Here is a 25,998-nt window from a genome sequence, read left to right as displayed (position 1 = left end):
AGGGCGCTACGAACGCCGCCCGCGCTGGCGCACCTTTTGGCCCGGCACCGTCGCCTGCTTAAAGTCCTTGCCCTGCAACTTGGCCTCAATGGCCCGGATTTGGTCGCGTAGGCTGGCCGCACGCTCAAAGTCCAAGTCCTCGGACGCCTGCCACATATCCAACTCGAGGTCGGTCAGTTGGCCGTTCAGGGTGTCGCGGTCGTCGCCCAGCGTCACGTTGTCCGGGTCGTCCAAGTTGGCTTCCTCGCCGCGAATCACGTTGCGAATCCCCTTCACGATGGTGGTCGGCGTGATGCCGTGTTCCTCGTTGTAGGCGGTCTGTTTCTCGCGCCGCCTGCGAGTTTCGTCCATCGCGCTCTGCATGGCGGGCGTCATATTGTCGCCGTACAAGATCACTTCGCCGTTCACGTTGCGGGCGGCGCGGCCAATGGTCTGAATCAGGGCGCGTTCGCTCCTGAGGAAGCCGGGTTTGTCGGCGTCCAGAATTGCCACCAGCGACACTTCGGGCAAGTCCAGCCCTTCGCGCAGCAGGTTAATCCCGATCAGCACGTCGTAATGGCCTAGGCGCAGGTCACGAATAATAACTTGCCGCTCCACGCTGTCTATGTCGGAGTGCATGTAGCGGGCGCGAATGTTCTTTTCCAGCAGGTATTCGGTGAGGTCTTCGCTCATGCGCTTGGTCAGGGTCGTGATCAGCACGCGCTCGCCCTTGCTGGCCCGCTCGCGGATTCGGCCCAGCAGGTCGTCGATTTGGCCCTGAATCGGCCTCACGCTCACGGGCGGGTCGACAAGGCCGGTGGGCCGAATGATCTGGTCGGCCTGAGAATCGCTGTTTTCGCGCTCGAAGGGGCCGGGGGTGGCCGACACATACACGGTTTGCCCGGTCTTCTCCATGAACTCCTGAAAGTTCAGCGGGCGGTTGTCCATCGCACTCGGCAGCCGGAAACCGTAGTCCACCAACGTCTGCTTGCGGGCGCGGTCACCGTTCGCCATGCCGCCAATCTGGGGCACGGTCACATGGGATTCGTCGATAAAGGTAATGAAGTCGTCGGGGAAGTAATCCAACATGGTGTACGGCGTATGCCCCACCGCCCGCCCGTCTATGTGCCGCGAGTAGTTTTCGATGCCGGAGCAGTAGCCCAGCACCTTCAGCATCTCTAGGTCATATAGCGTGCGTTCTTTAATCCGCTGCGCTTCCAGCAACTTGCCCACCGATTTGAAGTACTCCAGCCGCTCATCCAGCTCCTGCTGAATGGTCACGATGGCCCGCTCTATGTTTCCGGCGCTGCTGACGTAATGCTTGGCCGGATAAACCACGGTGGCGTCAAGATCAGCCAAGCGGTCACCCGTCACAGGATGCACCACCGTAATCCGTTCTATGTCCTCGCCCCACAATTCGACTCTTAGGGGTTGTTCATCGTAGCTGGGCCAGATTTCCACCATGTCGCCCTTCACCCGGAAACGCCCCGGCGACATCTCTAGGTCGTTGCGCTCGTACTGCATATTCACCAGTCGGCCCAAGATTTCATCCCGGCTGATCTGGCCGCCCACCTTCATAATCAAGTTCAGGGCGGTGTATTCGGCAGGATCGCCCAAGCCGTAAATACAGGACACCGACGCCACGACAATCGTATCGCGCCGGGTCAGCAAACTGCGGGTGGTGGAATGCCGCAACCGCTCAATCTCTTGGTTGATGGCCGCGTCTTTTTCAATAAACAAGTCTTTGCCGGGCACATAGGCTTCGGGCTGGTAATAGTCGTAGTACGAAATAAAGAATTCGACGGCGGCATCCGGAAAGAACTCCTTAAATTCGGAGGCCAATTGCGCGGTCAGAATCTTGTTGGGGGCCATGATCAGGGCGGGCCGCCCGGTTTCCTCGATCACTTTGGCAACGGTGTAGGTTTTGCCCGTGCCTGTCGCTCCCAACAGCGTCTGGGCGCGGAGGCCGGAGTTCAGGCCGTCTACGAGACTGCGAATGGCCGTTGGTTGGTCGCCGGACGGAGTGAATTCAGACTGTACCCGTAGCATCCCCCTAGTTTACGCTCTGGGCGTACTTAGATGAAAGGGGGAAAGGCTGCAAAAGCCCTCAGCCCGCGCTAATTAACACGGCCTAAGCCTTATGACCTGCATGGACTGGCTGCCCTGCCAGCCAGCCCCGAATTTCGGCGTCTGAGCGCAGAACCACGACTTTCAGATGCGGCACTTGCGCCAACTCTTGCCGCTGTCGTTGGGCCTGCGGTGGAAACTGCCAGATGTCTTGCAACAGGGCGCGGGACGGCCATTTGGCTCCATCGTGGCGAGCGTGAGGACGCAGATTCAGACGTTCCCGCCAGAAGGCCCGCCACAGGCACAGCAGGCGCGGCGGCATCAGAAACAGCACCAGATCGGCGCGTAAGGCCCGCTCCCGCAGCGTCGGACTGAAATTGCCGTCTAGAATCCAGCGTTCTTGGGCCAACGCCTCGGCCAAGCGCTGTTGCCACACTGTCCGTTCAACCTTGACCCAGCCGGGGTTCCAGTACAACTCGTCCAAATGAATGAGGGGCAATCCCGTTCGGGCCGCCAGTTTTTTGGCAAGAGTGCTTTTGCCTGCGCCGGGGCTGCCCACGATCAGCACCCGATTCATGGATATTTGCTTAACGGTCATGTGCGGCCACTTGCTCCCCCAATTCTGCCTGAGCCACGCCCAAAAACGCCTGCACGATGGGGTCATGCGGGCTGCGGGTAGGATTGCTGCGCTGCCACACCGCCACGATTTCTACCACTGGTGCGCCGTCTACGGGGCGGTACACCACCCCCGGCAACGCCAACCGCTCGAAGAAGGCAATCGGCAGGAATACGCCCACGCCCGCCGCGACCAACGACAGCAACGTGGGAATTTCTATCGCTTCCTGCGTCACGTTGGGTGTAAAGCCCGCGCCCGCGCACCAGCGCATCACCTGATCGAAGTAGGTGGCCCGCAACTGGCGAGGAAAAAACACGAACGGTTCGCCTGCGAGGTCTGAAATCTTGAGCTTGCGCTTGCGGGCCAGCGCGTGACCGGAGGGCAGCGCCGCCACCAGCGGTTGCCGCCACAGGGCGCGGGAATCCAAGTTCGGATCGCGCACCGGCAGCAGCATCAGCCCCACATCCACCTGCCCGCCGCGCAGGGCCGCTTCCTGCTCCTGCGCCGTCAATTCGCGCAGGTCTACCGACACGTTGGGATACAACTCGCGAAACTTCCGCACGATTTCGGGCAACCCGCCAAAGGCCAGCCCGCTCACAAAGCCCACCGTCAGGCGGCCCACTTCGCCCCGTGCGGCGCGGCGGGTGCGCTCCACGGTTTGGGTGGCCTGCGCCAGCGTCAGCCGTGCGCCCTCCAAAAACTCGCGCCCAGCCGGGGTCAGTTGCACGCGGCGGGTGGTTCGCAGCACCAGCGGCACGCCCACTTCGTCTTCCAAATTCTTAATAGAGTTGCTGAGGGCTTGCTGCACCACGAACACGCGCTCGGCGGCCCGCCCAAAGTTTTCTTCCTCGGCCAGCGCCACAAAATGCCGGAGGTGTCGGAGTTCCATCTAGGGCTTCTCCATGCTTGCCGCGTTGGCGATCCGCCCATTCAGGGTGCTCTGGGCGTGGTAGATGATTTTTCGCATAGATTCCCCCGGCCTGCTCTGACTTCCCCCATTCGCCTGCCCGACTCCCTTCACCTACCATTCTAACTGGTGGGTAAGCGGACAATAGCCTGTTGGAAGCGGTGAATGCCGGGGCTTAGACTGCACGCATGACAAACGTACCGCCGAAAGGGCCGCCGCGTGCGGGCCTCCCGCCGCAGGAGCGCGAGCAACTGAACACGGTGGAAACGCAGGAGTGGCTGGACTCTCTGGCCTACGTGCTGGCCGACGGGGGAGATGACCGCGCCGCCCAACTGCTCGAAGACCTCGACCACTACGCCTATTTTCATGGTGCGCCCATTCTGTTCAAGCAGAACACGCCCTACCTGAACACCATCGACGTAGACAAGCAGCCCGACTACCCCGGCGACATCGACATGGAGCGGAAAATCCGCAACATTATTCGCTGGAACGCGGTGGCGATGGTGGTCAAGGCCAACAAAAAGAGCGACGGCATCGGCGGCCACTTGTCGACGTATGCCAGCAGCGCCGAACTGCTGGAAGTCGGCTTTAATCACTTCTTCAGGGGTCACGGCGCGGGCCAAGACCGCGACTTGGTGTTTTTTCAGGGCCACGCCAGCCCCGGGGTGTATTCCCGTTCGTTCCTCGAAGGCCGACTGGACGGCGGACGCCTAGGCCGCTTCCGGCGCGAGTTGCAAGCCGAACCCGGCCTCAGCTCCTACCCACACCCGTGGCTGATGCCCGATTACTGGGAGTTTCCCACCGTCAGCATGGGGCTGGGGCCGATGCAGGCCATCTATCAGGCCCGCTACATCAAGTACCTAGAGAACCGGGGCCTGAAGCCCGCCGGAGACGCCAAAGTCTGGGCCTTCCTCGGTGACGGCGAAATGGACGAGCCGCAGAGCATCGGCGCACTCCGCTTTGCCTCCTACGAAAACCTCGACAACATCGTGTTCGTGCTGAACGCCAATTTGCAGCGCCTCGACGGGCCGGTGCGGGCCAACTCCAAGGTCATTCAGGAGTTTGAAGCCTTGTTCCGTGGCGCGGGCTGGAACGTGATTAAAGTGGTCTGGGACAGCAAGTGGGACGAACTGCTGAGCAAGGACTACAACGGCGAGATCGTCAAACGCTTCGAGCTGCTCGTAGACGGCGAATCTCAGCGCTACGCGGCGTTCGGCGGCAAGGAATTGCGCGAGAAGTTCTTCAATACACCCGAACTGAAAGCCCTGATCGAAGGGTGGAGCGACGCCGATCTGGAGTTACTGAACCGGGGCGGCCACGACGTTCGTAAAATCTACGCGGCCTACGCCTCGGCCACCAAGCACAAGGGCAGCCCCACCGTCATCATCGCCCGCACCATCAAGGGCTACGGCCTCGGCGATACGGCGCAGGCCCGCAACGCTTCCCATCAGGTCAAAAAGCTGGAATTCGACGCCCTGAAGAACCTGCGCGACCTGCTGGAACTGCCCATGACCGATGAGCAGGTGGAGCATCTGGAGCTGTATCACCCCGGCCCCGACAGCCCCGAAGTGAAATACACCATGGAGCGCCGCGCCGCGCTGGGCGGCCCCGTGCCTGCCCGCAAGGTGGAGTACCCGCATCCCACCGTGCCCACCGGCGAGTTTTATGAGGAATTTGCAGGCGGCAGCAAAGGCCGCGCCGTCAGTACCACGATGGCCGCCGTGCAGGTCATCTCCAAGCTGCTGCGCGACAAGGAAATCGGCAAATATATCGTGCCCATCGTGCCCGACGAGGCCCGCACCTTCGGCATGGACGCGCTGGTTCCGCGTATCGGGATCTACAGCCCGCGTGGACAAACGTATACGCCCGTCGATAGCGGCTCCCTGATGGCCTACAAGGAATCCAAAGACGGTCAGATGCTTGAAGAAGGCATCACCGAAGACGGCGCGATGGCCTCGTGGATCGCGGCTGGCACGTCTTATGCCAATCACGGCGTCCCCACCATTCCCTTCTTCGTGTTCTATTCCATGTTCGGTATGCAGCGCGTGGGCGACCTCGTGTGGGCCGCCGCCGACCAACGGGCACGCGGCTTTCTGCTGGGGGCCACTGCAGGTCGTACCACGCTGGCGGGCGAAGGGTTGCAGCATCAGGACGGTAACAGTCAGCTTCAGGCGTATGTGGTGCCCAACCTCAAGGTGTACGATCCGGCCTTCGCCTACGAACTCGCCGTGATTGTCGAAGACGGCATTCAGCGCATGTTCGTCAACGATGAGGATATTTTTTATTACGTCACCATCGACAACGAGAACGAAGTGCAGCCTGCCATGCCCGACGATGGCCGCAGCCACGACGAAATCCGTCAGGGCATCGTGAAGGGTCTGTACCGGTTTCAGCGCAGCCAGAGCAAGGGCAAGCTGAAGGCGCAGATTCTGGCGGGTGGCCCGGCCATGGGCGCGGCGCTGGAAGCTGCCCAGAAGCTGGAAGCCTACGGTGTGGCCGCCGACATCTGGTCTGTCACGAGCTACAAGGAACTGCATCAGGACGCCCTCGCCGTGCAGCGCCACAACATGCTGCACCCCACCGAAGCGCCGCGCACCTCCTACGTGGCCCAGCAACTCAGCAAAGACAACGCGCCCGGCGTCCTGATCAGCGTCAGCGACTACGTGAAGCTCAGCGCCGACGGTCTGAACGGCCACATCGACCGCAAAATCTGGACACTCGGCACCGACGGCTTTGGCCGCAGCGAGGCCCGCGAAGAACTGCGCGACTTCTTCGAAGTGGACACCAAGCACGTGATCTTGGCAACCCTGTACGCCCTGCTCCGCGACGGCAAAATCAAGGGCGACGTGGTGCAGCAGGCCATTACCGATCTCGGAATCGACCCAGAGCGCCAAAATCCGTTCCTGCGGTAGAGGCGTCTGAGGGTCTAAGAACTGCTGGCCTGTGTCCTCCCCTTCAAGGGGGGGCGTTGCAAAGCAACGGGGGGGGGTTGACCCAGAATCCCAGAACAACACCTCTCCTTAGTCTCTTAGACCCTCGACCCTTAGACCAAGCCCCTATGCGCACGCAACCTCAATTCCCCATCATCCCCACCGCACCCAAGGAGTCACCCTCATGGCGCAAGAACTGAAACTCCCCGATGTGGGCGACAATATCGAGCAAGGCACTGTCGTTTCTGTCCTCGTCAAGCCCGGCGACACCGTCACCGAAGGCCAGCCCATCATCGAAATCGAGACCGATAAAGCCGTGATCGAAGTGCCCGCTTCGGCAGGCGGGACGGTGGAAAGTGTGGCCGTGACCGTGGGCGACACCGTGAAAATCGGCGCGGTCTTGCTGACCCTCGGCGGCGGCGCAGGGACATCAGCGGGCGCATCTGCTGAAGCCTCCGCCCCGGTTGCTCCGGCTTCCGAACCCGACCCCGCCACCGTGGCCGACGATGCCGAAACCGCTCGCCGGATCGCGCAGGCCCAGCAGCAGAGCCAGAAAGAACAGGCCGCGCCGCCCGTGGAAACGGCATCTGCCGCGTCCGCTTCTGCCCCCGCTGCTGCTCCATCGGCCCCAGCCAGCGCAGGCGCTCAGATCACGCTGCCCGACGTGGGCGACAACATCGAGCAGGGCACTGTCGTCACGGTTCTGGTGAAAGCCGGAGACACGGTGACCGAGGGCCAGCCGGTCATCGAAATTGAAACCGACAAGGCCGTGATCGAAGTGCCTGGCAACGTGGGCGGCACGGTGCAGACCGTGAACGTGAACGTGGGCGACACCGTGAAGATCGGTGCAGTCCTGCTGACCTTGGGCGGCGGTGCGGCGGCTCCAGCTCCTCAAGCGGCTCCAGCTTCAGCACCTCCGGCCCCAGCCTCAGCAACCCAGACTCCAGCAACTCCGGCTCCAGCGCAGGCCGACGCGCCCGTGTCCAGCCTCAGCACCGAGCGCCCTACGCCTGCGGGTGCGGGTCAGCAGTCGCCCGAACGTGCCCACCCCGCCACGCAGCAGCCCGGTGCCGAGCGCCCCTACAACACGCAGGCCTACGACAACCGCCTGCTCGTGCCCGCCGCGCCCAGCATTCGCCGCATGGCCCGCGAAATGGGCGTGGACATCCATGACGTTCACGGCACGGGAATCGCCGGACGCATCAGTGAAGAAGACGTGCGCCGCAGCGCCGGGACGCCCAGTGTCGGTCAACCTAGTGTGGTTCAGCCGGGTGTTGCTGCTGCGGCTCCTATAACCCAACCTGCGGCCAGTGTGCCCGCCCCTGCTCCTGCCCAAGCTCCCGCATCTCTGCCCAATTTCGAGAAGTGGGGCACGGTGCGCCGCGAGGATATGAGCGGGATTCGCAAGGCCACCGTTCGCAGCATGGCCGCGTCATGGTCAAGCATTCCGATGGTCACGCACTTCGACAAGGCCGACGTGACCCGCATGGAAGAGGTTCGCAAACAGTTCGGGGCGCGAGTGGAGAAGGCGGGCGGCAAGCTCACCATGACCCACATTCTGATGAAGGTGGTGGCGAACGCCCTGCGCAAGTTCCCCAAATTCGGCGCGAGTCTGGACTTGGCGGCCAATCAGGTGGTCTACAAGGATTACGTCAACCTCGGCGTGGCCGTGGATACCCCTGTAGGCCTGCTGGTGCCCGTGCTGAAGGACGCTGACCGCAAGAGCATCACCGAAATCGTGCTGGAGCTGAACGAACTGGCCGGAAAAGCCCGTGACCGCAAGCTGAAGCCCGACGAAATGCAGGGCGCGACGTTCACGATTTCCAACCTCGGCGGCATCGGGGGGCACGCCTTCACGCCCATCGTCAACTCGCCCGAAGTTGCCATCTTGGGTGTCAGTCGCGGCGGCTTCGAGCCGGTGTGGAACAAGGAAACCAACGCCTTCGAACCGCGCAACATGCTGCCTCTGAGCCTCACCTACGATCACCGCCTCATCGACGGCGCAGACGCGGCCCGCTTTGTGCGCCACATCTGCGAAACGCTGGAAGACCCTTTCCTGATCTCGCTGTAAACGCCTGAATCTTAGTCGCCCCCGCCGATCTGGTGGGGGTTTTTAAGATTTATTGTTTCCCTTCCTGATGGACGACGTTCAAGGGTGGCCTAACCCCCCAGTCTGCTCTCCTGCGGAGCTGTACAAGTCAAGGGGAGCGCAACAGCTTTTGTCCTCCCCTCAAGGGGGGGTATTGCGCCAGCAACGGGGGGGTTTACACGCCAACTCAACACGCTCAAGCTGTTACGCGACTCAGCAACAACCTAAATCTTCCAGCCCCCCAACGCCGCAATTTGCCGCGCCGCCGCTTCCGGCTCCAGCTCGGTGGTGTCCAGCACGGGCACGCCAGCGGGTGCGCCGAATGCGCCGCGTGTGTCCAGCAGGGCAGCCAGCAATTCAGGATTCTTCAGCTTCAGGCGGTCTTGCCGTTCGGGGCGGTCTATTCGGCGGGCCAGTTCCTCGCGGTCACAGGTCAGCACAACGGGCACGAACACAGCCCCACGTGCCTTCGCCAACTCTGCCATGCCCCCGAATGTCTCCTCTTCTTTGGCCTCTGCTGTCAGGTAGTTGGTGAAGATGTGGCTCACAGACGGCGGTGCGAGGCGGGCCGCAGCCATCACCGCCAACCGCACCTGCTCCCGCAGTGGGCCGAGGCCAACAGGCAATTCATGATGCCCGGTCACGCCGCACGCCCGGAAAATCGGATCGCTCCAGAGGTGGTTGTCCAGCAGTATGGCTCCGGTCTGCCGCTCCAGCAGTTGCCCGATGGTGCGTTTGCCGCTAGCGGGAGGGCCGATCAGGTAAAAGAGAGTGGGCATAGGGGGCAGAATACGGGGGCGGGGGAGAAGGGGCATGGGCTGTACGGCGTAGGGCTGCCTAACGGTCAAGGGTATAAGGGCGTGTGGGACAGCCTTCATGGTCTATTCGGCAGCCAGCAAAAAACCCCAGCCGAAGCCGGGGCATCCTGAGCTGAACTTGTTTATTCCAATACAGCGTCGTAACTAATCTCTACGTTGCCCTTCATCACGCGGCTGAGGGGGCAGACTTCGGCGGCCTGTACCACATGCTTCTGAAATTCGGCGTCGTCGATGTTGCCGACTTTGCCGCGCACGCTCAGTTTCATGGCGCTGATTTTGAACCCTGCGCCGTCGCGCACCATTTCGCAGGTGGCCTCGGTACGCACGTCTTGGGGATCGTGCCCGTGAGCGGCCAGCAGCGCCGAAAGCTGCATGGTAAAGCAGCCTGCGTGGGCGGCGGCCAACAGTTCTTCGGGGTTGGTGCCCACGCCGTTTTCAAAGCGCGTGCCGAAGGAATACTGGGCGTCCTTCAGCGTGCCGCTGCCGCTGCTGATGGTGCCTTTGCCTTCGCGCAGGTTGCCCATCCACTGCGCGTTTGCCTTCCGTGCGATATCTGCCATAGTCCTAGCTTCCCGCTTTTGCCTCGGCCTGTGCATTTATTCACTCTTTAGCTTCCCGCCATACGGCAGCGTACACTCGCGTATGACTGCTGAATCTGTGGTGGCCGCTCCCGCGCCCGAGTCTTGGAGTTTTGACGCCCCCGTGAAGGGCTACAACTGGGCCGCCCATACGCCCACCACACGCGGCACAGTGTTGTTGGCCCACGGCTTCGGAGAATACGCGGGGCGCTACGTAGACCGCTATCACACCCTGATCCCTACCTTGCAGGCGGCAGGCTTCGCTGTGTACGGCTACGATCAGCGCGGCCACGGAGCTTCGGAGGGGCGGCGAGCGGTGATCAGCGCCCATAAGCTCACCGAAGACCACTTGAAGGCGCGGGAAGCCTTGCGTGCGCTGCCGGGGCCGCTGTTCGCCTTCGGGCACTCGCTGGGCGGCCTGATTACCGCCAGCAGTATTGCCCGCGATCCGCGTGGACTCAGCGGCGTCATCTTGTCTAGCCCCGCCCTGTTGGTGGGCGAAAATGAACCCGCGTGGCTTAAGCGGTTGGCTCCGTGGTTGGCCCGCATCGCCCCCGGCCTCGCCACCACCGATCTCGGTACGGCGAGCCTGTCGCGGATGCAGGCTGAAATAGACGCGTATCAAGCCGACAAATCCATTTATCAGGGCAAAGTGCCTGTGCTGACCGGCGCGTCCATGCTGCAACTCAGTGCCGAACTGTGGGCGCACACCGCCCGCTGGAACCTGCCCACCCTGATCGTTCACGGCACCGAAGACAAGATCACCGACATCAACGGGAGTCGGCGTCTGATGCAGGAAGCGCCCGCCCCCGACAAGCGCCTCGTGGAGATTGAAGGCGGCTACCACGAACTGCTGAACGACGAGTGCCGGGAAGAAGTGCGCGGTCTGATGGTGGATTGGCTGCGGGAGCGGACGGCGTGAAGGCTCTGGCCCCAGCAAACCCAGGCTAAATTCAAGCAGACAAAGCGGTCAGGTTTTCCACTATGGAGAACCTGACCGCCGTCCATCACGCCCCACTCACACCCCGCCCGCTATCTTCCGGGTACCGCAAAAAACGGTTTGTTGCCCACTTCGCCCCCTGTTCCGGAGGTTTTTTGATGCGTTCACGATTGCCCGCCGTGTTGTCCCTGTCCGCGCTCTTGGCCGCCTGTTCCACGGCCCCCCAAGACACTCCTCAAGCCGTGACCACGCCCACCGGAGCTGTAGCTGCCACTGCACCCGAAACCCGGCCCGCCACCCTGATCTTGGAAGACGGCACGCGCCAACAGGTCACCGGAATCGTCAGAGACGGCTATCTGCTGCTGGAAGACGACATCATTCTGGCCGACCTGAACGACTTGACGCCGCTGGGAACGTATGTCATCGATACCCGCCTGCGCTGGACGGCCCGCACCATTCCGTATACCTTCGCCAGCAACGTTCCGCAGGCCATTCGTGACCGCGTGGCACAGGCCGCCGCCACCATCGGCAGCACCACCAACATGATCGTGAAGCCGCGTACCACTCAGAGCAACTACGTGCAAATCACGTACAACACAGGGACAAGCTGCGCCAGCGGCCTCGGCATGACGGGCGGACGGCAGACCATCACGCTGGCTGACCGCTGCACCACCGGTACCATCATTCACGAATTTGGGCACACGCTGGGCCTGTTCCATGAGCAGACCCGCCCTGACCGCGACCAGTTCGTGCAGATTCAGTGGAACAATATTCCCGCCGACTGGCAATCTCAGTACCAGATTCGCAGCGGCAGCAAAGGCTACGGCACCTACGACTTCGATTCCATCATGCACTACCCCGCCACCTTCGACGGCAAACTGGCGATCAAGCCGCTCGACGCCAGCGTAGACCTCAACCGCATGGGCCAGCGCAACGGCTACAGCACCACCGACAAGGCCAACATCAACTTCATGTACCCCCGCTAAGGCCAAACAAGCACAACCAAGAGTGGGGCCAGCAGCGGGGGACGCCTCAGCTGCTGGCCCTGTTCGTGTTCTGTTGTTAGACCCTTCGACCCTAGACCCTTAGACGCCTTCCCGCCCCCTCACACTGCTCCCTCAGTCCGACCCTCAGTCCGCCGCGCCCACCGCGTCCGGCTCCGCCTGCGCCGCCACTTCGTCCGGGCCGCCCAGAATGTCTGGGTGAATGCCGAAGTCCTGCGCGATCAGGCGGGCTGTCATCTTGGCGCTCATCATCACGCTGGGGGTGCCTGCACCGGGCTGTGCGCCCGCGCCCACCAAATACAGGTTCCGCACGTCTTCGCTGCGGTTGTGGGGCCGGAAATACGCGCTCTGGATCAGCGTCGGCTCTGGCCCGAAGGCGTTGCCCATATAGGCGTCCAGCGTGCCTTCAAAGTAGTCGGGCGTGATGTATTCGCTGTGCGTCAGGCGCTCCCGCAAGTTGGGAATATAGCCCCGTTCCTCCAGAAAGTCGTAAACGCGCTCCACCAGTTTTGGCCCCTCTACACTCCAGTCTAGGCCGCTGGCATTGTGCGGCACGGGCACCAGCGTATAGGCGGCGTGGTGGCCTTCCGGGGCCAACGTCGGGTCAGTCAGGGTAGGTACATGCAAGTACTGGCTGAAGTCCTTGCTCAGCACCTTCTGACCAAAGATTTCGGTCAGCAGTTCTTCGTAACGTGGCCCCAGAATGATGTTGTGGTGGCGCAAATCCAGCGGGCGGTCGTTGGGGCCGTCGCGCCGAAATCCGAAGTAGATGACCAGCAGGCTCATGCTCTGGCGGGCGGCCCGCACGCGCACATCGCTGTTGACGAGGCGGGCTTGCGGCGGCACCAGCTTCAGATAGAGGTTGGCCCAGTCGCCGTTGCTGACCGTGATGTCGGCGTGCAGTTCCTCGCCGCCCGCCAGCGCCACGCCCCGCGCCACCCGCGCCCCGGTGGGCCGTTTGACTGGCTTGCCTTTGGCGTCGCTCACCAGCACGCGCTCCACTTCCGCGCCGTAGCGTATCTGGCCGCCCAGTTCCTCGAACTTTTGTACGAAGGCCCGTACCAACGCGCCTGTGCCGCCCATCGCGTAATGAATCCCCCATGTCTTTTCGACGAAGTGAATCATGGCGTAGATCGCGGGCACGCTCAGGGGATTGCCGCCCACCAGCAGCGTTTCAAAGCTGAACACCTGCCGCAGTTTGGGCGACTGGAAATACTTGCTGGTAAAGCTGAACAGCGTTCGCACGGCGTCCAGTTTCATAAGGTCGGGCACCACGCGCAACATGGTCGGCATATCGCCAAAGTGCGTGTAGCCCAGTTCCAAAAAGCCGCGCTCGAAGATGGCTCCGGCGTCCTTGTGAAAGCGCTCGTAGCCTGCCAGATCATCGGGGGCCAGTTCCAGAATCTGGCGGCGGGTGGAGTCGGGGTCGCCGTCGTAGTCGAAATAGGTGCCGTCATCGAAGTAGATGCGGTAGAAGGGCAAAATCGGCACCAGTTTCACGTAGTCGCGGGTGCGCGGGCCGCCGCTCTCGCCTTCGCGTACTCTCTCGTTTTCCAGCACATGCGCCGGATAATCGGGCGTGGTCAGCGCGGCCCGGTCACGTTCCAGCGCAAACAATTCTTCAATAAAGTGCGGCACTGTTATGACGGTTGGCCCCATGTCGAACACGTAGCCGTCTTCGGTGCGTTTCTGGTAGGCCCGCCCACCCGGAGCGTCCAGCTTTTCCAGAATGGTGGTATTAAATCCGAGGCTTTGCAGCCGGATGCCGAGGCTCAGGCCGCCGATGCCGGAGCCGATGATCAGGGCGGTTTTGCGCTGGGTGGAGTTGGATTGGGTGGGATTGGATGGGGGAGTGTGGGTCATGGGGGAACCTCGAAAAACTGTGAGTGGTGAGTGGTCAGTGGGAAAAGCACTGGTGACGCAGGGTTTAGGCGGGCAATGGCCCCAAGCACAGCCAAAGCGCACTTGCCCTTAGACTCTTAGACCAAAGCCGTAGAGAGGCTTACGCCCGCGCCATAAAGCCCCGCAGTTCCCACCACGCTTGCGGCAGCATCAGCAGTTTGCGGGGGCCACTCACGTAGGCGCGGCGGCGGAAGTTGTCGAAGTCGGCGCGTTCGAGGTCGTCCAGAATGCCCTCGTAGGCGCGGGCGGCAGTTTGTACGGCAAGGCGGGCGCTGCCGTGCAGCATAGGAATTCCGGTGCGGCCCTGCTTGTACCAGTCGCGGGCCAACGCCGACAGGTGGCGCATCAGGGCACGGTATTCGGGCGTCACTATTCCGCGTTGCAGATCTGCCCCCGACACGCCGTATTCGGTCATCAGGTCGGCGGGCAGGTACACGCGCCCTCGCTCCAGGTCTTCGCCCACGTCGCGCAAGATGTTGGTCAGTTGCATGGCCTGCCCCAGCATCAGCGCATGCTGCAAGGTGCGTTCGCCGCCGCTGTAGCCGCTGATGGGCGCGATCATGAAGCCCACGACGCCTGCCACCCGGCGGCAATACAGGGTCAGGTCGTCCATCGTCTGGTAGCTGTGGCCGTTCAAGTCCATTCTCAGGCCCTCGTGCAGTTCCCCGAAGGCCGACAGGGGAATGGGGTAGGTCTGCGCCGCCCACGACAGCGCCGTGTCTATCGGGTGCGTGCCGTCTGGCTGTGGGTCGGGCAGCCCGGCAAAGGCAACCTGCATGCGCGCCCACCAGCCGTCCAACTGGGTCACGGCGTCATGGCCCGTCAGTTCGTCGGCAATGTCATCTCCGTCGCGGCAGGCGGCGTACACAGCCCACACGGCGGCCCGCTCCTGCGCCGGGAAAAAGCGCGAACCCAAGTAAAAGGTTTTGCTGTGCAGGCGCGTCACGTCCCGGCAGTGCGCCACGGCGTCGGCAAGGCACGTCTGGGCAGGGGGCAGGGGGGTGGCGTTGGTCGTCACAGGTGATATTCCTCTCTTTGGGCGAGTCTAGGCGGCCTTCACTCGCAGAACGTCACGCTTTCTTACAAATAAGGCGAATTTGGCTACGGGGGACAGAAACCGGGCGGCACACCAGCCTCATCTTAAGGGACAGCTTCAATCTCCCTTCACCTTACCGTTTGGTCAGGAGTTGGATGTAAAGCTTCACACTCAGGCTGCGAAGATGAAGACTAGATAAAGATGCTGGATATTCAGCCGAGGCGTGCGGCTCCCACTTTTTCGTAGCGCTCGAACACGACTGCGCCCACATGCAACAAATCGGTGCGCTGACAGCCGGGCAACTGCCGCGCCACCCACGCCGGATCGTGGAACGACAGACCGCCTAATGCGGGCGTACTCAGCAGGGTTTGCAGCGGGCCAGCCGTGCGCGGCAGGTACATCAACCACAGTTGCCCACCGGGGCGGGTCAGGCGGACGAGTTCCCGCAAGAAGCGGGCCGGATCGTTGGTTTCATTCAGGGTCGCTCCCACCGTCACACCGTCAAAAGAAGCATCAGGCAAGCCGCTGGCCTCTAAGTTCAGCATGGCCCAATCGATCTGGCCGCCGTCCATCTGCTCACTGGGTTGATGACTGGGTTCGCGCCGCTGGGCTTCGGCCAACATGGGGCCGCTCAGGTCGGCAGCTAGAACTCGGCAGCCCGCACGGGCCAGCACCCCCGCATAAAAGCCGGTGCTGGTGCCCGCATCTAGCCAACTTTGGCTGGGTTGAGGGCGGCAGAGGTTGCTAAAAAGGGCTGCTTCCCGCTCTAAACCAAAGGCCTGCCCCCCCAACAAGGTGAGGGAATGCGCCCGCCACCACGCATAGCCCCACGCCGTGACAGGCCAGAGATTGCTGCGCTGGGCCACACTCAGGCTTGGCCCGGAGTGTGCAGCAGAGTTCAGGGTTTCTTTGAGGTGACGCGGCAGACTCATACCTTTCAGTATGCTGTTCCCGACAGGCCCGTATGCCCCGCTACCGTATGCACCGGTGAGGGGGGGCCGCATTCCCGGAGGAAGGTATGGAAGAACGCAAGAGTATGGGGGGCGCAATCGTCGACGTGTTCGACGCTGCCGTCACCCTCGTGAAGTCTGAAATCAGCGGCGTGGCCCGCCGGGTCGGAGACGTTGCCAAAGCCAAAGGCATCGGCGTGGTGTTGCTGCTCGCCGCCTCTGGCCCGCTCATTCTGGGCCTGATCTTCCTGATTTTGGCCGTGTATTTCGGCCTCGTTCGCCTCGGCCTCGGCTGGTGGGCGGCGGCCCTGCTGATCGCCCTGTTCAGCTTCGCCCTCACGGGTGCGCTGGTGTTTCTGGGCATCAAACGGCTGGGCGCAGAGGTCAAGACCGACGACGCTTCTGCCCGGCGCAGTGGCCCCATGACCGAAGACGAGATGCTGGAAGCCCGTTATCAGGCCGAGCAGAAGGCGCTGAAAGACGGCCAGAAGACCGAAGCGAAAACCACCGGAGCGCCCGTAACGCAAACCAGCGGGACGGCAGGCGGCTACAAGGTGGCCGATACCGGCTCCAAGCCCGCCACCTACGTGCCCGGCGGCAAGAGCATCGAAACGCCCGCCGCCACCCAGACCCACAGCACGCCCAAAAATGAACCGGGCCGCAGCAACACCACTGGCGGCGTAGACATGACCCGTGACCCTGATCTGCACACCGCCGGAGAAACCCGCGTGATCTCCGAGAGCGAGGGCCGGGCCACCATCCGCGTGGAGGGCGGCACCACCACGATTCCGGTGTTCGAGAGCAAGCCCGACGGTGAGGCACAGGTGTACGGCAGCGGCCTGAACAAAAAAATTGACGGCAGCGACACCCACGAGGACAGCAGCGGTCACGGCAACGCAGACCACAGCGCCGACGATGGCGGCGGACACAGTGGCGGGCACGGACACGGCGGCCACGCCCACGATCCCAACATTCAACACCCGGTGGTCTTGAAGGACGCGCCCGGCATCAAGGTCAGCACCACGCCCACCTACCGCGACGAGATGGACAAAGACAGTGTCAATGTCAACAAAAAGGAGAGCTGAGCATGGCTGAAGACCGTTCCTCTGATTTCTCTGATTTCCAGTCGCCCCTGAGCGAGCGAGACGAGAACCGCGCCCGCCTGAAGGCCAGCATCGACGCCCTGACCGAACAGGCCAGCCTTCAGGTGAACTTGCAAAAAGAGCCGCTGAAAATGCTGGGCGGCGCTTCGGCAGTGGGCGCGGTGCTGGGCATGGTGGTGGGCCGCCAGTTCCGGCGCAGCAAGAAGATTTACGTAGACGCCGCCAGCCCGGTCAAGCACCAGAAGGCCCTGATGAAAGTCCAGAAGGGCCAGAAGAGCAAGGGCGGCATCGGGAGTGCCCTGATTGCCACGCTGAGTACACTGGCTGTCAAAACCCTGACCGACAAGGTGATCACCCCGCGCCTAGAGGGAATGGCAAACTCCATGCTGGACAGGGCTGGGCAGCCCGTGAGCAAGCCAGCCGCCAAGCCGGGCGCACCCAAAGCCGACGCAGGCCACGCCGACGCTGCGGCAGAGGGCTTGAAGTCGGCGCTAAGCAAGCTGGGTCTGGGCAAATCTGACTCCGCCGAAGCCAAAGCCGAACGCGCCACGCCCCTGCTGAGGACTCCGGCTCCAGCCACCCGCACCAGTGCTGTGCCCACTAGCAGCGTGGCTCCGGTCAGCACAGGCGGCGTCGCCAGCTTCATCAAGTCTCACCCCGGCCAAGTTGCCGCACCCGAAAGCAAAGTGGAAGCCAAAGCTCAGGGCAGCGTCATTACTGAGACCGAGAAGGCAAATCCGAATCTCTGAGCGTTAAGAAGAACGTCGAAAGCGCGGCCTCCCAGATGAAGGGTGGGCCGCGCTTTTCTGGACGGTGCTGAATCTGGCTTGTCTGGTGTTGCTCTCTCCACCTGTGAGACTCGCAAAGTAGCGAGGTAGAGGGGTGAGTGAGCGAAGCGATTGCCCGTTTGATCTTCCCACCCACAACAAAACAGGCCCGGCGGCTTTGTCCACACCGGGCCTGCTTTTGTTTTCAACCAGTCAGAACTTCAGTCCTGCCTGACCCTCCAACTCCTACTCGTCAGCACTTACTCGCTTTTCTGAGTATCGGTTTCGGGGGCTACGGCTTCGGGAGCCGCTACAGGCTGAACGTCGTCTTTCTTGTCGTTGCTCAGGCCGAACTGGGCAAACAAGTCGGCGTACACGTCGCCAAGCTTGGTGCTGATCTTGCCGCCCTGAGAGGCGTCCTTCGCGTTGAAAGCGTAATCGCTGTCGCCACGACGGCCACCGCGTCCACCTGCGCCGCCGCCCTGACCGCCACGGCTAGGAGCGCCGCTGGGGCCTGCGCCGAAGCGGTCGCTGCGAGCGCCACCGCCTTGGCTGACGTAGTCGCGTGGGGGCGCGCCGCCACCGAGGAAGCGGCGACGGCTGAGGCTCGCACGCTGCTCCACGGGGTCGATGTTCAGGATCACGGCTTCAATCTCGTCGCCCTTCTTGAACAGGTCGGCGGGGTTGTTGACGCGGGCGGTATCGAGTTCGCTGATGTGAATCAGGCCCTCGATGCCTTCCTCGATCTCCATGAACACGCCGAAATCGGTCATGCCGGTGATCTTGCCCTTGACCTGCGTACCGGGGGGGTAGCGGTCAGGCAGCGCACTCCAGGGATCGTCGGTGGTCTGACGAATACCGAGGCTGATGCGGCGATCCTTGGGATCAATTCGCAAGATGACGGCTTCCACTTCGTCGCCTTCCTTCATGACCTCGTTGGGATGACGCACGCGCTTCGTCCAGCTCATTTCGCTGACGTGTACCAGACCCTCGAGGCCCGACTCCAGCTCGATGAACGCGCCGAAGTTGGTCAGGTTGGTAACCTTGCCCTTGACCTTCTGGCCGATGCTGTAGCGGTCTACGGCACCTTCCCAAGGGTCTTGCGTCAGGGCCTTCATGCTCAGGTTGATGCGCTCGCGGCCTTCGTCCACGTCAATGACCTGAACTTGAACCTTGTCGCCCACCTTGACCACGTCACGGGGGTGGTTAAAACGCCCGTAGGTCAACTCGCTGCGGTGAACCAGACCATCGATGCCGCCGAGGTTCACGAACACGCCGAAATCGGTGATCTCGACGACTTCGCCCTCGAACTGCGCTCCGGCTTCCAGCTGACCCACCGTGGCTTCACGGGCCTTGGCTTTCTGGGCTTCCATGATGGCGCGGTGGCTGATGATCACGCGGTTGCGCTTGCGGTTCAACTCGATCAGCTTGACCATCAGGGGGTGGCCGACGAAGGGATCGAGATCGTTCACGCGGCGGGTGTCCACCTGCGAGGCGGGCAGGAACGCACGAATGCCTTCCACCTGCGCGACCAAGCCGCCGCGTACTTTTTCAAGCACGTCGACTTCAAAGGCCTCGTTCTCAGCTTCCATCTTTTCCAGCACGCGCCAGCCCTTGTCCTGATCGGCGCGCTTTTTGCTCAGCACGATCTGGCTGTTGGGCAGGTCTACGCGAACCACATACGCCTCGATCTTGTCGCCGGACTTGTACAGCTCCTGCGCCTGCTCGAGAGTTACGGGTTCTTCGCCGATCTGGTTGAGGGGAATGACGCCTTCAACCTTCGCGCCGATATCTACGGCGATGCCGTCCTGACCGATGAACACGACTGTGCCGTCCACGATGTCGCCACGCGAGACGCTCTGGGGTTCCTGCGCCTCACTGGCGAGGATGTCCTCCATGGTCATGGCGGGGTATTCGCGTTCCTCGGCTTGAGGGGCTGCGGCGGGGGCAGCAACCACTTCGGCAGCGGGCGCGGCCTCCGGAGAAGTCGCCTCCGCCGTCGTGGCGGTGTCCGCCTGAGCCGTGTCCATCGCTGCGGTGTCCATCGCTTCGGTGCCCGTCGTGGGCTGAGTCCCGTCCTGATGGGCGGGGGTCTGGGTGTTGTCTTCCATGAACTCCTGTCCTCCTGAGCGTCGGCACTTGACATACCGTCGCCACAATCCTAAATCCTGCCTGATACCTGCGCGTCGGCGCGGCAACACCTCAGTGTATCAGAGTGGGGGGGGTAGGGCAACCGAATTTTGCGCGTGTCTACACGGTCTGAAGCGCGTCTGAACGCAGTCCATTCGATGTTCAGCCTTTTGCAGCCTGTAGGCGGCACACCCGTCTGACGCCGTTCTGATCAGAAGAGGTCTTGACGCCTGCTGCTGCGGCCTTTATACTCCCTAACGCTCGTATGCGGCGTCTGACGCTGTGGCAGAGCAACTGCGGAGGGTCTGCGGGCCATTCCAGTTTCGTTCTCGGTGGGGCGTCGTCTAACGGCAGGACTCCGGTCTCTGACACCGTCAATTATGGTTCGAATCCATACGCCCCAACCAACACAACGGCTCCTGCTTCGGCGGGAGCTTTTTTCGTGTGGCATAAGCGTTGTGTGGCTTGGGTTTACGGTGTTGCGTTAATCTAAACTACTTTATAAAGTAAACTGTGTCCTGCTGACCTTCTCAGAACGTGACTGGTGGTACGCTCAGGCCATGACCAGTGCCCAAAACCCTATCCAAGACCTTGACGTGGTGATCGTGGGGGGCGGCCCCGCCGGACTGACCGCCGCCATCTACACGGGCCGCGCCAACCTGACCACCCTGATTTTGGAAAAGGGCTTGCCCGGCGGCCAGATCGCCCAGACCGAGGAAGTGGAAAACTACCCCGGTTTCCCCGACCCGATTCCCGGCATGGAACTGGCCGAGCGCATGGTGAAGCAGGCCGAGAAGTTCGGCGCACGCATAGAGATGGATGAGGTGGAAGCCATCGAATCTACGCCCCAGCACCATCCGTATATGTTTACGGTGCGCGGCTACAGCGGCACCTACCGCGCCAAAAGCGTGATCCTGAGTACCGGAGCCAACCCCAAGCGCCTGAACGTGCCCGGTGAGGAAGCCTACTGGGGCCGGGGCGTCAGCACTTGCGCCACTTGCGATGGGTTCTTCTACCGGGGCAAAAAAGTCGTGGTGGTAGGCGGTGGCGACGCAGCCGTAGAAGAGGGCCTGTTTCTAACCAAGTTCGCCGATGAAGTCACGCTGATTCACCGCCGCGACACCTTGCGGGCCAACAAAGTCGCGCAGGCCCGCGCCCTCGCCAACCCCAAGATGAAGTTCATCTGGGACACCGCTGTAGAAGAAATTCAGGGGGATGGCAGCGTCAGCAATGTGCGCCTGAAAAACCTGAAGACCGGAGAAGTCAGCGACTTTGCCACGGACGGTGTGTTCATCTTCATCGGCCATATTCCCAACACCGATTTTGTGAAGGGCACCGTGAAACTGCGCGACGACGGCTACGTGGACGTGACCGACGAGATTTACACCAGCGTCCCGATGTTGTTTGCCGCAGGTGATGTGAGCGATCATGTGTACCGTCAGTTGGCGACGAGCGTCGGTGCAGGCACGCGGGCGGCCATGAGTGCTGAACGCGCCTTGGCCGCGTTGGAGTTAGAAACGCAGACAGGGACAGATACGGCAGCGGACTGAAACCAGTGAGCAACAAAGTGGGGAAGCTTGGGCCAACGCGTCCACCTTCCCCGCTTTCTTTGACCAATATTTGGGACTTTTGTTACAAACCCCCGTTTGCGTTTATCCTGTTTCTATGCTCCGCCTTTCGCCCCTCCAGCGGCTGATTCGCAAGGTGCGCGGCTATGCAGGCAAGGCGCTTCGCCTGAGCCGGAGTCTGACCACCCGCACCGCCCAGCCCGAAGACGCTTGGGCCGCCGAATATCTGACGCCCGAAGAAGCCCGCGTGTACGGCGGGATGGACGCCCGTGACCGCGAACATGCTTGCCGCGTGGCCCGCCACCTGCTGCGCGATTATCCCCACGCACAACCTGAACTGATGGCCGCCGCCCTGCTGCACGACTGCGGCAAAAGCTTGCGCCCGTACTACGTGATAGAGCGGGTGTTGGTAGGCCTGATTCCCAACCGCTTGGCCCGGCTGCTGCCGCCTGTGGGGGCCATCGGGATTCGGGCCAATCACCCGGAACTGGGCGCACAACTGCTGGCCCGTGCCGGGGCAAGGCCGCGCGTGGCCCGCCTTGTGGCCCGCCATCATCATCCGGTGGGCGATCCCGACGCCGCGCTGCTGCACCATTACGACGATCTGGAATAGGGTAGGCAGTGGATTCGTTACCTCACGCCATTCAAAGTCTGACCGATGCCTTGGGGTCTGCCTTGGAGCGGGGCCGAACAACCGGCATTTTCGCCCTGTCGCTGAGTGGCCCCGGCAGTATGCCCGTGCTGGCCGATCTGGACAGGCCCGAACTGCATTTGGATTTGCTGCCCGGTACGCCCGCCGAAGCCCCGCTGCTGGCGCTGGGGTATATCCGGCAACCCGGCGGCACATTCCTGCATCCCGGTGGTTGGCGCGTGGTTGTCGCGGAGGAAGGCACGGCTTGGGCCACCGATCAGGCGGTGCTGCGTGACTTGCTGCTGACTGTGCCCGACACGGCCCAGCGTTACCGCGCTGCATTCACACAGGCTGGACGCACCCACGCCGATGCCCTGCTGCTGCCCGCTGCCTACGCCCACCACGCCCAGACGGTGGGCTTTGCCCCGGCCCTCTTTGCGGCCCAGACTTTGGCCCCGCTGAACTTGCCGTGGATGCTGGCAGGTGGTTGGGCGCTGGATGCGTGGCACGGCACCGTCACGCGCCCGCATGAGGACGTAGACGTGACCGTGCCCCGGCACAGGCAGGATGAAGTGCGGGATGCGTTGGCCGCTGCGGGATGGCGGCTGGACGCCTGCCGAGGCGGGGCCTACCACGCTTGGACAGCTCCGATAGTAGCGCCCGACTTTCAAGTCCACGCCCGTCATCGTGGGTTGCCGCATGCTCAACTGCTGGATGTGATGCTGACCGACGTTAATGACGCTGGCGATGAACTCTGGCTTTACCGCCGTGATCCCCGTGTGACCCTACCGATGGGGCAGGCCCGCCTAGTCGGCGCACATGGGCTGCCCCATCTGGCTCCCGAAGCCGTGCTGCTGTTTAAAAGCCGCACCGCAGGCCGTGACCCCAGAGGCAAAGACCAGCGTGACTTTGCCCGCACCCTGCCCACGCTGAAGGCCGAAGCCCGCGCATGGCTGGAAGATGCGTTACGCCTCACGTCGCCGGGGCACGAGTGGCTGGCCATGCTAGGCAGTTGATGGCCCCGATTCCCACAACAAAAACAGCCCTGAGGTCGCCCCCAGAACTGCCGAAGCTGATGCTCAGGCTTCAGTCGTGGTCATGCATCCCGGCGGTGTGGGCGTGGCCGTGTTCCAGTTCCTCGGTGGTGGCGTCGCGCACGCTCAGCACCGTCACGTCAAAGTTCAGCACCTGTCCGGCCAGCGGCGGATTGAAATCCACTTTCACGCTGTCGCCGTCGATGCTCAGCACCGTGAAGGGCAATACGCTTCCGTCCTCGGCCTGCGCGTAGTAAGTCATGCCCACTTCGATGTCGTCCTCGAAATCGGCGCGGTCAAGTTCATCCGTGTTGTCTTCGTCGCGGGGGCCGTAGCCGTCTTCGGGCTGCACCGTCACCTGCAGCGTGTCGCCTGCCGAGCGGCCCTCTATGGCCTGCTCTAAGCCGGGAATGATGTTGCTGTGGCCGTGCAGATAGGTCAGGGGTTCGCCGGGTTCGCTCCGGTCTCTGATTTCGCCGTTGATGGTCAGGGTGTATTCAAGTTCTACAACTTTATCTTGGGCGATGGTCATGGTGTCTCCTGTGGCCGCACTTTCCGGCTCGTTTGCTTCAAGGGCGTCTAGGGTCAGAATTTCTAATTCGTCGTGGTCATGCATTCCAGCGCTGTGGGCATGCCCGTGTTCCAACTCTTCGGGCGTGGCGTCGCGCACACTCAGCACCGTGACCTCAAAGCCCAGCACTTCTCCGGCCAGAGGCACATTGAAGTCCACGCGCACGGTATCGCCGTCTATTTCCAGCACCGTAAAGGGTACTACCTCGCCGTCTTCATCCTGGGCATAGTAGGTTGCTCCCACTTCGATGTCATCGTCAAAATCTTCGCGCCCCAGTACGTCTACTTTGTCTTGGTCGCGCACGCCGTACCCGTCTTCGGGCTGTATGGTGACTATCAGGCGGTCACCAGTTTCCAAGTATGTCAGCTTCTCTTCTAGGCCGGAAATGATGCCGCCGTGCCCATGCAGATAGATCAGCGGCTCGCCGGGTTCGCTACGGTCTATGGTTTCGCCGTTCACGCTGAGCTTGTAATCGAGTTCCACCACTTTGTTCTGAGTAATCTTCATGCGCTCTCCGTTCCCCTGCCAATGTGCTGGCCGACTTGCTGCGGGCATTGCCCAAAAGTGTACCCTCTGGGTTGCAGCACAGGGCTGCGTATGGCCGAACCGTGAGAAATTGCAGCCCAATGCCTTCAAAAACCGCCTCTAAGAATCCGGCCCGCTATCCTGCCCGCATGACTGCCGCCCGCCCGCCAGAATTTCCTATGTTCGTCAGTGTGGACGAAGCCCGCCGGATGCTGGCTGCCCTGCTTCCGCCGCCCGAAACCGAATGGGTGGGGGTGGGGCAGGCGCACGGGCGCACGCTGGCCGAGCCTTTGGCCGCGTTGGTCAGTCATCCCAGCGCCACCGAGAGTGCGCTGGACGGAATCGCCTGCCGCGCCGCCGACACGCTGACGGCCACCCAGTCCACGCCCACGCGCCTGCAAGTCACCGGGGAAAGCCGCGCCGGAGTGCCTTTTGCCGGAGAGGTCAGCCCCGGCCAGTGCATCCGAATCTATACGGGTGCGCCCATGCCCGCCGGAGCCGACGCGATTGCGCCCGTAGAGCAACTACTAGACGACGGCCCAGACGCTGTTCTTGTTCAGCGTCCCGCCAGCCCCGCCGACGTGCGGCCAGAAGGCGGCGATTTCCGCGCCGGGGAAAAGGTGATGCCCGCCGGATTGCTCCTGACTGCGCCGCGTGTGGCGTTGGCCGCCGCGCTGGGTCACGCCCGTATTCCGGTGCGCCGCAAACTGCGTGTGGCGCTGCTGTCTACCGGAGATGAGGTGATTGAACCCGGCTTGCCGCTGCTGCCCGGTCAGGTCTACGACAGCAACAGCATCGGCCTGAGTGCCATGCTGCACGACTCCGGCTGCGAAGTGTCGCCGCTCGGCCACGCGCCCGACAGTCCGGCTGCGCTTCAGGCCGCCATAGACGGCATCGGCGGCGCAGACCTGCTGCTCACCAGCGGCGGCGTCAGCATGGGCAAATACGACTTTATGCGCGACTTACTCATCGGTCAGGGCCGCGTCTCGTTCTGGAAAGTGAGGATGCGGCCCGGTGGCCCCGCGTTGCTGGGCGGCTGGAACGGCCTTCCGGTGTTCGGCTTGCCGGGAAATCCGGTCAGCAGCCTCGTGGTGTTTCACGTCATCGTGCGTCCCGCCCTGACCGGACAGCCTGTGCAGACGCTGCGGCTGCGGGCGGCCACACCCTTTCGCGGCATCCCCGACAAAATGGCGTTCTGGCGGGCCAATATCGTGGGCGGCGAGGTGCATGACTACGGCAAACAAGGCAGCGGCGTGTTGCGCTCGCTGAGTGAAGCCGGAGCGTTGGTGGTGGTGCCGGAAGGCGGCGGTGTGGCGGTGGGCGAGGCTGTGGACGTGGTGTTGCTGTGACTTCTGTGAGTGGTCAGTGGGAAAAGCGTGGTGGCCGTAGCGTTGACGCTTTGATCAAGGCTGGAACACTGCGTGGGATCTGGCGTTTGGGCAGTAGGCTGCTAACCGACTTTTTTACCCTGTCCTGCCCGCCAGACCAGCCACATCAATAACGGTTGCAACGGCAGCCTCAGCCACAGCGCCCATTCCGGCAACGGGCGGTACCGTTCGGCGTTCACGGCCATATTCAGATTGGCCGGAAACACCGCCAGTAATAGCGCCAACAGGCCCAAGCGGGCGGCGGGGCGCGTGGCCGGGTGCAGCAACCCCAGCCCGCCCGCGATTTCGGCGGCCCCGCTGAGCAGGGTGGCTGTCCGCGCAGGCATCGGCACCCAACTTGGCACGATGGAATCGAAGGGTTCGGGCCGGACAAAATGCATAACGCCTGCAAATGTAAACAGGGCGGCCAAGAACAGCAGATCAGGCGTGAGCTTAGGCTGAGATTGCTTGTACAGAGATGGCATG

Annotated in this window: 21 protein-coding genes, 1 tRNA gene and 1 pseudogene; 11 read left to right on the top strand and 12 right to left on the bottom strand. The window is 62.5% G+C overall.

Annotation, left to right across the window (positions count from 1 at the left end; genetic code table 11):
* Positions 1 to 6 precede the first annotated feature (6 nt).
* The 3 genes from uvrB to SU48_RS10575 form a co-directional block, all read right to left on the bottom strand.
* Positions 7 to 2,028, bottom strand: coding sequence for an excinuclease ABC subunit UvrB (gene uvrB, locus SU48_RS10585; protein WP_064015228.1), 2,022 nt, complete (start codon positions 2,026 to 2,028; stop codon positions 7 to 9).
* 82 nt (positions 2,029 to 2,110) lie between these two features.
* Positions 2,111 to 2,644 carry an AAA family ATPase gene (locus SU48_RS10580; protein WP_231881604.1) on the bottom strand — a complete coding sequence of 178 codons (534 nt, stop codon included), beginning with the start codon at positions 2,642 to 2,644 and terminating at the stop codon, positions 2,111 to 2,113.
* The gene (locus tag SU48_RS10575) at positions 2,634 to 3,551 is read right to left on the bottom strand and encodes a LysR family transcriptional regulator (RefSeq protein WP_064015226.1); all 918 of its coding nucleotides are present in this window, start codon (positions 3,549 to 3,551) and stop codon (positions 2,634 to 2,636) included. The genes SU48_RS10580 and SU48_RS10575 overlap by 11 nt, the downstream gene beginning before the upstream one ends.
* A 206-nt stretch (positions 3,552 to 3,757) precedes the next feature.
* Here SU48_RS10575 and aceE point away from each other — a divergent pair, with 206 nt between their 5' ends.
* Together aceE and SU48_RS10565 are read left to right on the top strand one after the other, a co-directional pair.
* The gene (aceE, locus tag SU48_RS10570; protein WP_064015225.1) at positions 3,758 to 6,481 is read left to right on the top strand and encodes a pyruvate dehydrogenase (acetyl-transferring), homodimeric type; all 2,724 of its coding nucleotides are present in this window, start codon (positions 3,758 to 3,760) and stop codon (positions 6,479 to 6,481) included.
* A gap of 202 nt (positions 6,482 to 6,683) precedes the next feature.
* Positions 6,684 to 8,570, top strand: a complete 1,887-nt coding sequence (locus SU48_RS10565; protein ID WP_064015224.1) for a 2-oxo acid dehydrogenase subunit E2 — start codon at positions 6,684 to 6,686, stop codon at positions 8,568 to 8,570.
* 242 nt (positions 8,571 to 8,812) lie between these two features.
* On the opposite strand, the gene SU48_RS10560 is transcribed toward SU48_RS10565, so the two are convergent.
* Positions 8,813 to 9,367: a P-loop NTPase family protein gene (locus SU48_RS10560; protein ID WP_064015223.1), complete on the bottom strand. Its 555-nt coding sequence runs from the start codon at positions 9,365 to 9,367 to the stop codon at positions 8,813 to 8,815.
* Positions 9,368 to 9,528: 161 nt separating this feature from the next.
* Positions 9,529 to 9,966: an OsmC family protein gene (locus SU48_RS10555; RefSeq protein WP_064015222.1), complete on the bottom strand. Its 438-nt coding sequence runs from the start codon at positions 9,964 to 9,966 to the stop codon at positions 9,529 to 9,531.
* 82 nt (positions 9,967 to 10,048) lie between these two features.
* Between SU48_RS10555 and SU48_RS10550 the strand changes: the two genes are divergently transcribed.
* Both SU48_RS10550 and SU48_RS10545 read left to right on the top strand, forming a co-directional pair.
* Complete coding sequence (locus tag SU48_RS10550; RefSeq protein WP_064015221.1) at positions 10,049 to 10,906, top strand: alpha/beta hydrolase; 858 nt, start codon at positions 10,049 to 10,051, stop codon at positions 10,904 to 10,906.
* 176 nt (positions 10,907 to 11,082) lie between these two features.
* Complete coding sequence (locus SU48_RS10545; RefSeq protein WP_231881603.1) at positions 11,083 to 11,910, top strand: M12 family metallopeptidase; 828 nt, start codon at positions 11,083 to 11,085, stop codon at positions 11,908 to 11,910.
* Between the two features lie 144 nt (positions 11,911 to 12,054).
* Here the strand turns inward: SU48_RS10545 and crtI are convergent, their stop codons facing one another.
* The 3 genes from crtI to SU48_RS10530 all read right to left on the bottom strand — a co-directional run bounded on the left by crtI (position 12,055) and on the right by SU48_RS10530 (position 15,798).
* Complete coding sequence (gene crtI / locus SU48_RS10540) at positions 12,055 to 13,791, bottom strand: phytoene desaturase family protein (protein ID WP_064015219.1); 1,737 nt, start codon at positions 13,789 to 13,791, stop codon at positions 12,055 to 12,057.
* A gap of 139 nt (positions 13,792 to 13,930) precedes the next feature.
* The gene (locus tag SU48_RS10535) at positions 13,931 to 14,848 is read right to left on the bottom strand and encodes a phytoene/squalene synthase family protein (protein ID WP_082869745.1); all 918 of its coding nucleotides are present in this window, start codon (positions 14,846 to 14,848) and stop codon (positions 13,931 to 13,933) included.
* Positions 14,849 to 15,078: 230 nt separating this feature from the next.
* Positions 15,079 to 15,798 carry a class I SAM-dependent methyltransferase gene (locus tag SU48_RS10530; RefSeq protein WP_064015218.1) on the bottom strand — a complete coding sequence of 240 codons (720 nt, stop codon included), beginning with the start codon at positions 15,796 to 15,798 and terminating at the stop codon, positions 15,079 to 15,081.
* Between the two features lie 86 nt (positions 15,799 to 15,884).
* Here SU48_RS10530 and SU48_RS10525 point away from each other — a divergent pair, with 86 nt between their 5' ends.
* A complete protein-coding gene (locus SU48_RS10525) occupies positions 15,885 to 16,901 on the top strand; it encodes a phage holin family protein (RefSeq protein ID WP_064015217.1) in 1,017 nt (338 codons plus the stop codon).
* A 2-nt stretch (positions 16,902 to 16,903) separates the two neighbouring features.
* Complete coding sequence (locus SU48_RS10520) at positions 16,904 to 17,668, top strand: hypothetical protein (protein ID WP_064015216.1); 765 nt, start codon at positions 16,904 to 16,906, stop codon at positions 17,666 to 17,668.
* 278 nt (positions 17,669 to 17,946) lie between these two features.
* On the opposite strand, the gene SU48_RS10515 is transcribed toward SU48_RS10520, so the two are convergent.
* Entirely contained in the window at positions 17,947 to 19,797 is a 1,851-nt protein-coding gene (locus SU48_RS10515; protein ID WP_064015215.1) for a 30S ribosomal protein S1, read from the bottom strand.
* A 352-nt stretch (positions 19,798 to 20,149) separates the two neighbouring features.
* Here SU48_RS10515 and SU48_RS10510 point away from each other — a divergent pair.
* The 4 genes from SU48_RS10510 (at position 20,150) to SU48_RS10495 (ending at position 23,031) form a co-directional block, all read left to right on the top strand.
* A tRNA-Gln gene (locus SU48_RS10510) sits at positions 20,150 to 20,223 on the top strand.
* A 153-nt stretch (positions 20,224 to 20,376) separates the two neighbouring features.
* Complete coding sequence (trxB, locus tag SU48_RS10505; RefSeq protein ID WP_064015214.1) at positions 20,377 to 21,366, top strand: thioredoxin-disulfide reductase; 990 nt, start codon at positions 20,377 to 20,379, stop codon at positions 21,364 to 21,366.
* A 115-nt stretch (positions 21,367 to 21,481) separates the two neighbouring features.
* Positions 21,482 to 21,997, top strand: a complete 516-nt coding sequence (locus SU48_RS10500; protein ID WP_064015213.1) for an HDIG domain-containing metalloprotein — start codon at positions 21,482 to 21,484, stop codon at positions 21,995 to 21,997.
* A gap of 8 nt (positions 21,998 to 22,005) precedes the next feature.
* Positions 22,006 to 23,031, top strand: a complete 1,026-nt coding sequence (locus tag SU48_RS10495; protein ID WP_064015212.1) for a nucleotidyltransferase domain-containing protein — start codon at positions 22,006 to 22,008, stop codon at positions 23,029 to 23,031.
* A 70-nt stretch (positions 23,032 to 23,101) separates the two neighbouring features.
* On the opposite strand, the gene SU48_RS10490 is transcribed toward SU48_RS10495, so the two are convergent.
* The gene (locus tag SU48_RS10490; protein WP_064015997.1) at positions 23,102 to 23,581 is read right to left on the bottom strand and encodes an FKBP-type peptidyl-prolyl cis-trans isomerase; all 480 of its coding nucleotides are present in this window, start codon (positions 23,579 to 23,581) and stop codon (positions 23,102 to 23,104) included.
* Between the two features lie 387 nt (positions 23,582 to 23,968).
* Positions 23,969 to 24,127 (bottom strand): annotated as a pseudogene (locus tag SU48_RS14440) (FKBP-type peptidyl-prolyl cis-trans isomerase); the annotation flags it as partial.
* A gap of 167 nt (positions 24,128 to 24,294) precedes the next feature.
* On the opposite strand from SU48_RS14440, the gene SU48_RS10480 reads away from it, so the two are divergent.
* Positions 24,295 to 25,494: a molybdopterin molybdotransferase MoeA gene (locus SU48_RS10480; RefSeq protein WP_064015211.1), complete on the top strand. Its 1,200-nt coding sequence runs from the start codon at positions 24,295 to 24,297 to the stop codon at positions 25,492 to 25,494.
* 101 nt (positions 25,495 to 25,595) lie between these two features.
* On the opposite strand, the gene SU48_RS10475 is transcribed toward SU48_RS10480, so the two are convergent.
* Positions 25,596 to 25,997 (bottom strand): DoxX family protein, encoded by a 402-nt coding sequence (locus SU48_RS10475; RefSeq protein ID WP_064015210.1) that lies wholly within the window; start codon positions 25,995 to 25,997, stop codon positions 25,596 to 25,598.
* Position 25,998: the final 1 nt, after the last annotated feature.

The sequence above is a fragment of the Deinococcus puniceus genome (genome assembly GCF_001644565.1).
GTDB classification, from domain to species: Bacteria; Deinococcota; Deinococci; order Deinococcales; family Deinococcaceae; genus Deinococcus; species Deinococcus puniceus.
This window is presented reverse-complemented; position numbering and strand designations above follow the sequence as displayed.

Bases quoted from the DNA above. Each gene is read 5' to 3' on its own strand.
- uvrB (WP_064015228.1), bottom strand. From the start codon at position 2,028: ATGCTACGGGTACAGTCTGAATTCACTCCGTCCGGCGACCAACCAACG.
- SU48_RS10580 (WP_231881604.1), bottom strand. From the start codon at position 2,644: ATGACCGTTAAGCAAATATCCATGAATCGGGTGCTGATCGTGGGCAGC.
- SU48_RS10575 (WP_064015226.1), bottom strand. From the start codon at position 3,551: ATGGAACTCCGACACCTCCGGCATTTTGTGGCGCTGGCCGAGGAAGAA.
- aceE (WP_064015225.1), top strand. From the start codon at position 3,758: ATGACAAACGTACCGCCGAAAGGGCCGCCGCGTGCGGGCCTCCCGCCG.
- SU48_RS10565 (WP_064015224.1), top strand. From the start codon at position 6,684: ATGGCGCAAGAACTGAAACTCCCCGATGTGGGCGACAATATCGAGCAA.
- SU48_RS10560 (WP_064015223.1), bottom strand. From the start codon at position 9,367: ATGCCCACTCTCTTTTACCTGATCGGCCCTCCCGCTAGCGGCAAACGC.
- SU48_RS10555 (WP_064015222.1), bottom strand. From the start codon at position 9,966: ATGGCAGATATCGCACGGAAGGCAAACGCGCAGTGGATGGGCAACCTG.
- SU48_RS10550 (WP_064015221.1), top strand. From the start codon at position 10,049: ATGACTGCTGAATCTGTGGTGGCCGCTCCCGCGCCCGAGTCTTGGAGT.
- SU48_RS10545 (WP_231881603.1), top strand. From the start codon at position 11,083: ATGCGTTCACGATTGCCCGCCGTGTTGTCCCTGTCCGCGCTCTTGGCC.
- crtI (WP_064015219.1), bottom strand. From the start codon at position 13,791: ATGACCCACACTCCCCCATCCAATCCCACCCAATCCAACTCCACCCAG.
- SU48_RS10530 (WP_064015218.1), bottom strand. From the start codon at position 15,798: ATGAGTCTGCCGCGTCACCTCAAAGAAACCCTGAACTCTGCTGCACAC.
- SU48_RS10525 (WP_064015217.1), top strand. From the start codon at position 15,885: ATGGAAGAACGCAAGAGTATGGGGGGCGCAATCGTCGACGTGTTCGAC.
- SU48_RS10520 (WP_064015216.1), top strand. From the start codon at position 16,904: ATGGCTGAAGACCGTTCCTCTGATTTCTCTGATTTCCAGTCGCCCCTG.
- SU48_RS10515 (WP_064015215.1), bottom strand. From the start codon at position 19,797: ATGGAAGACAACACCCAGACCCCCGCCCATCAGGACGGGACTCAGCCC.
- trxB (WP_064015214.1), top strand. From the start codon at position 20,377: ATGACCAGTGCCCAAAACCCTATCCAAGACCTTGACGTGGTGATCGTG.
- SU48_RS10500 (WP_064015213.1), top strand. From the start codon at position 21,482: ATGCTCCGCCTTTCGCCCCTCCAGCGGCTGATTCGCAAGGTGCGCGGC.
- SU48_RS10490 (WP_064015997.1), bottom strand. From the start codon at position 23,581: ATGACCATCGCCCAAGATAAAGTTGTAGAACTTGAATACACCCTGACC.
- SU48_RS10480 (WP_064015211.1), top strand. From the start codon at position 24,295: ATGACTGCCGCCCGCCCGCCAGAATTTCCTATGTTCGTCAGTGTGGAC.
- SU48_RS10475 (WP_064015210.1), bottom strand. From the start codon at position 25,997: ATGCCATCTCTGTACAAGCAATCTCAGCCTAAGCTCACGCCTGATCTG.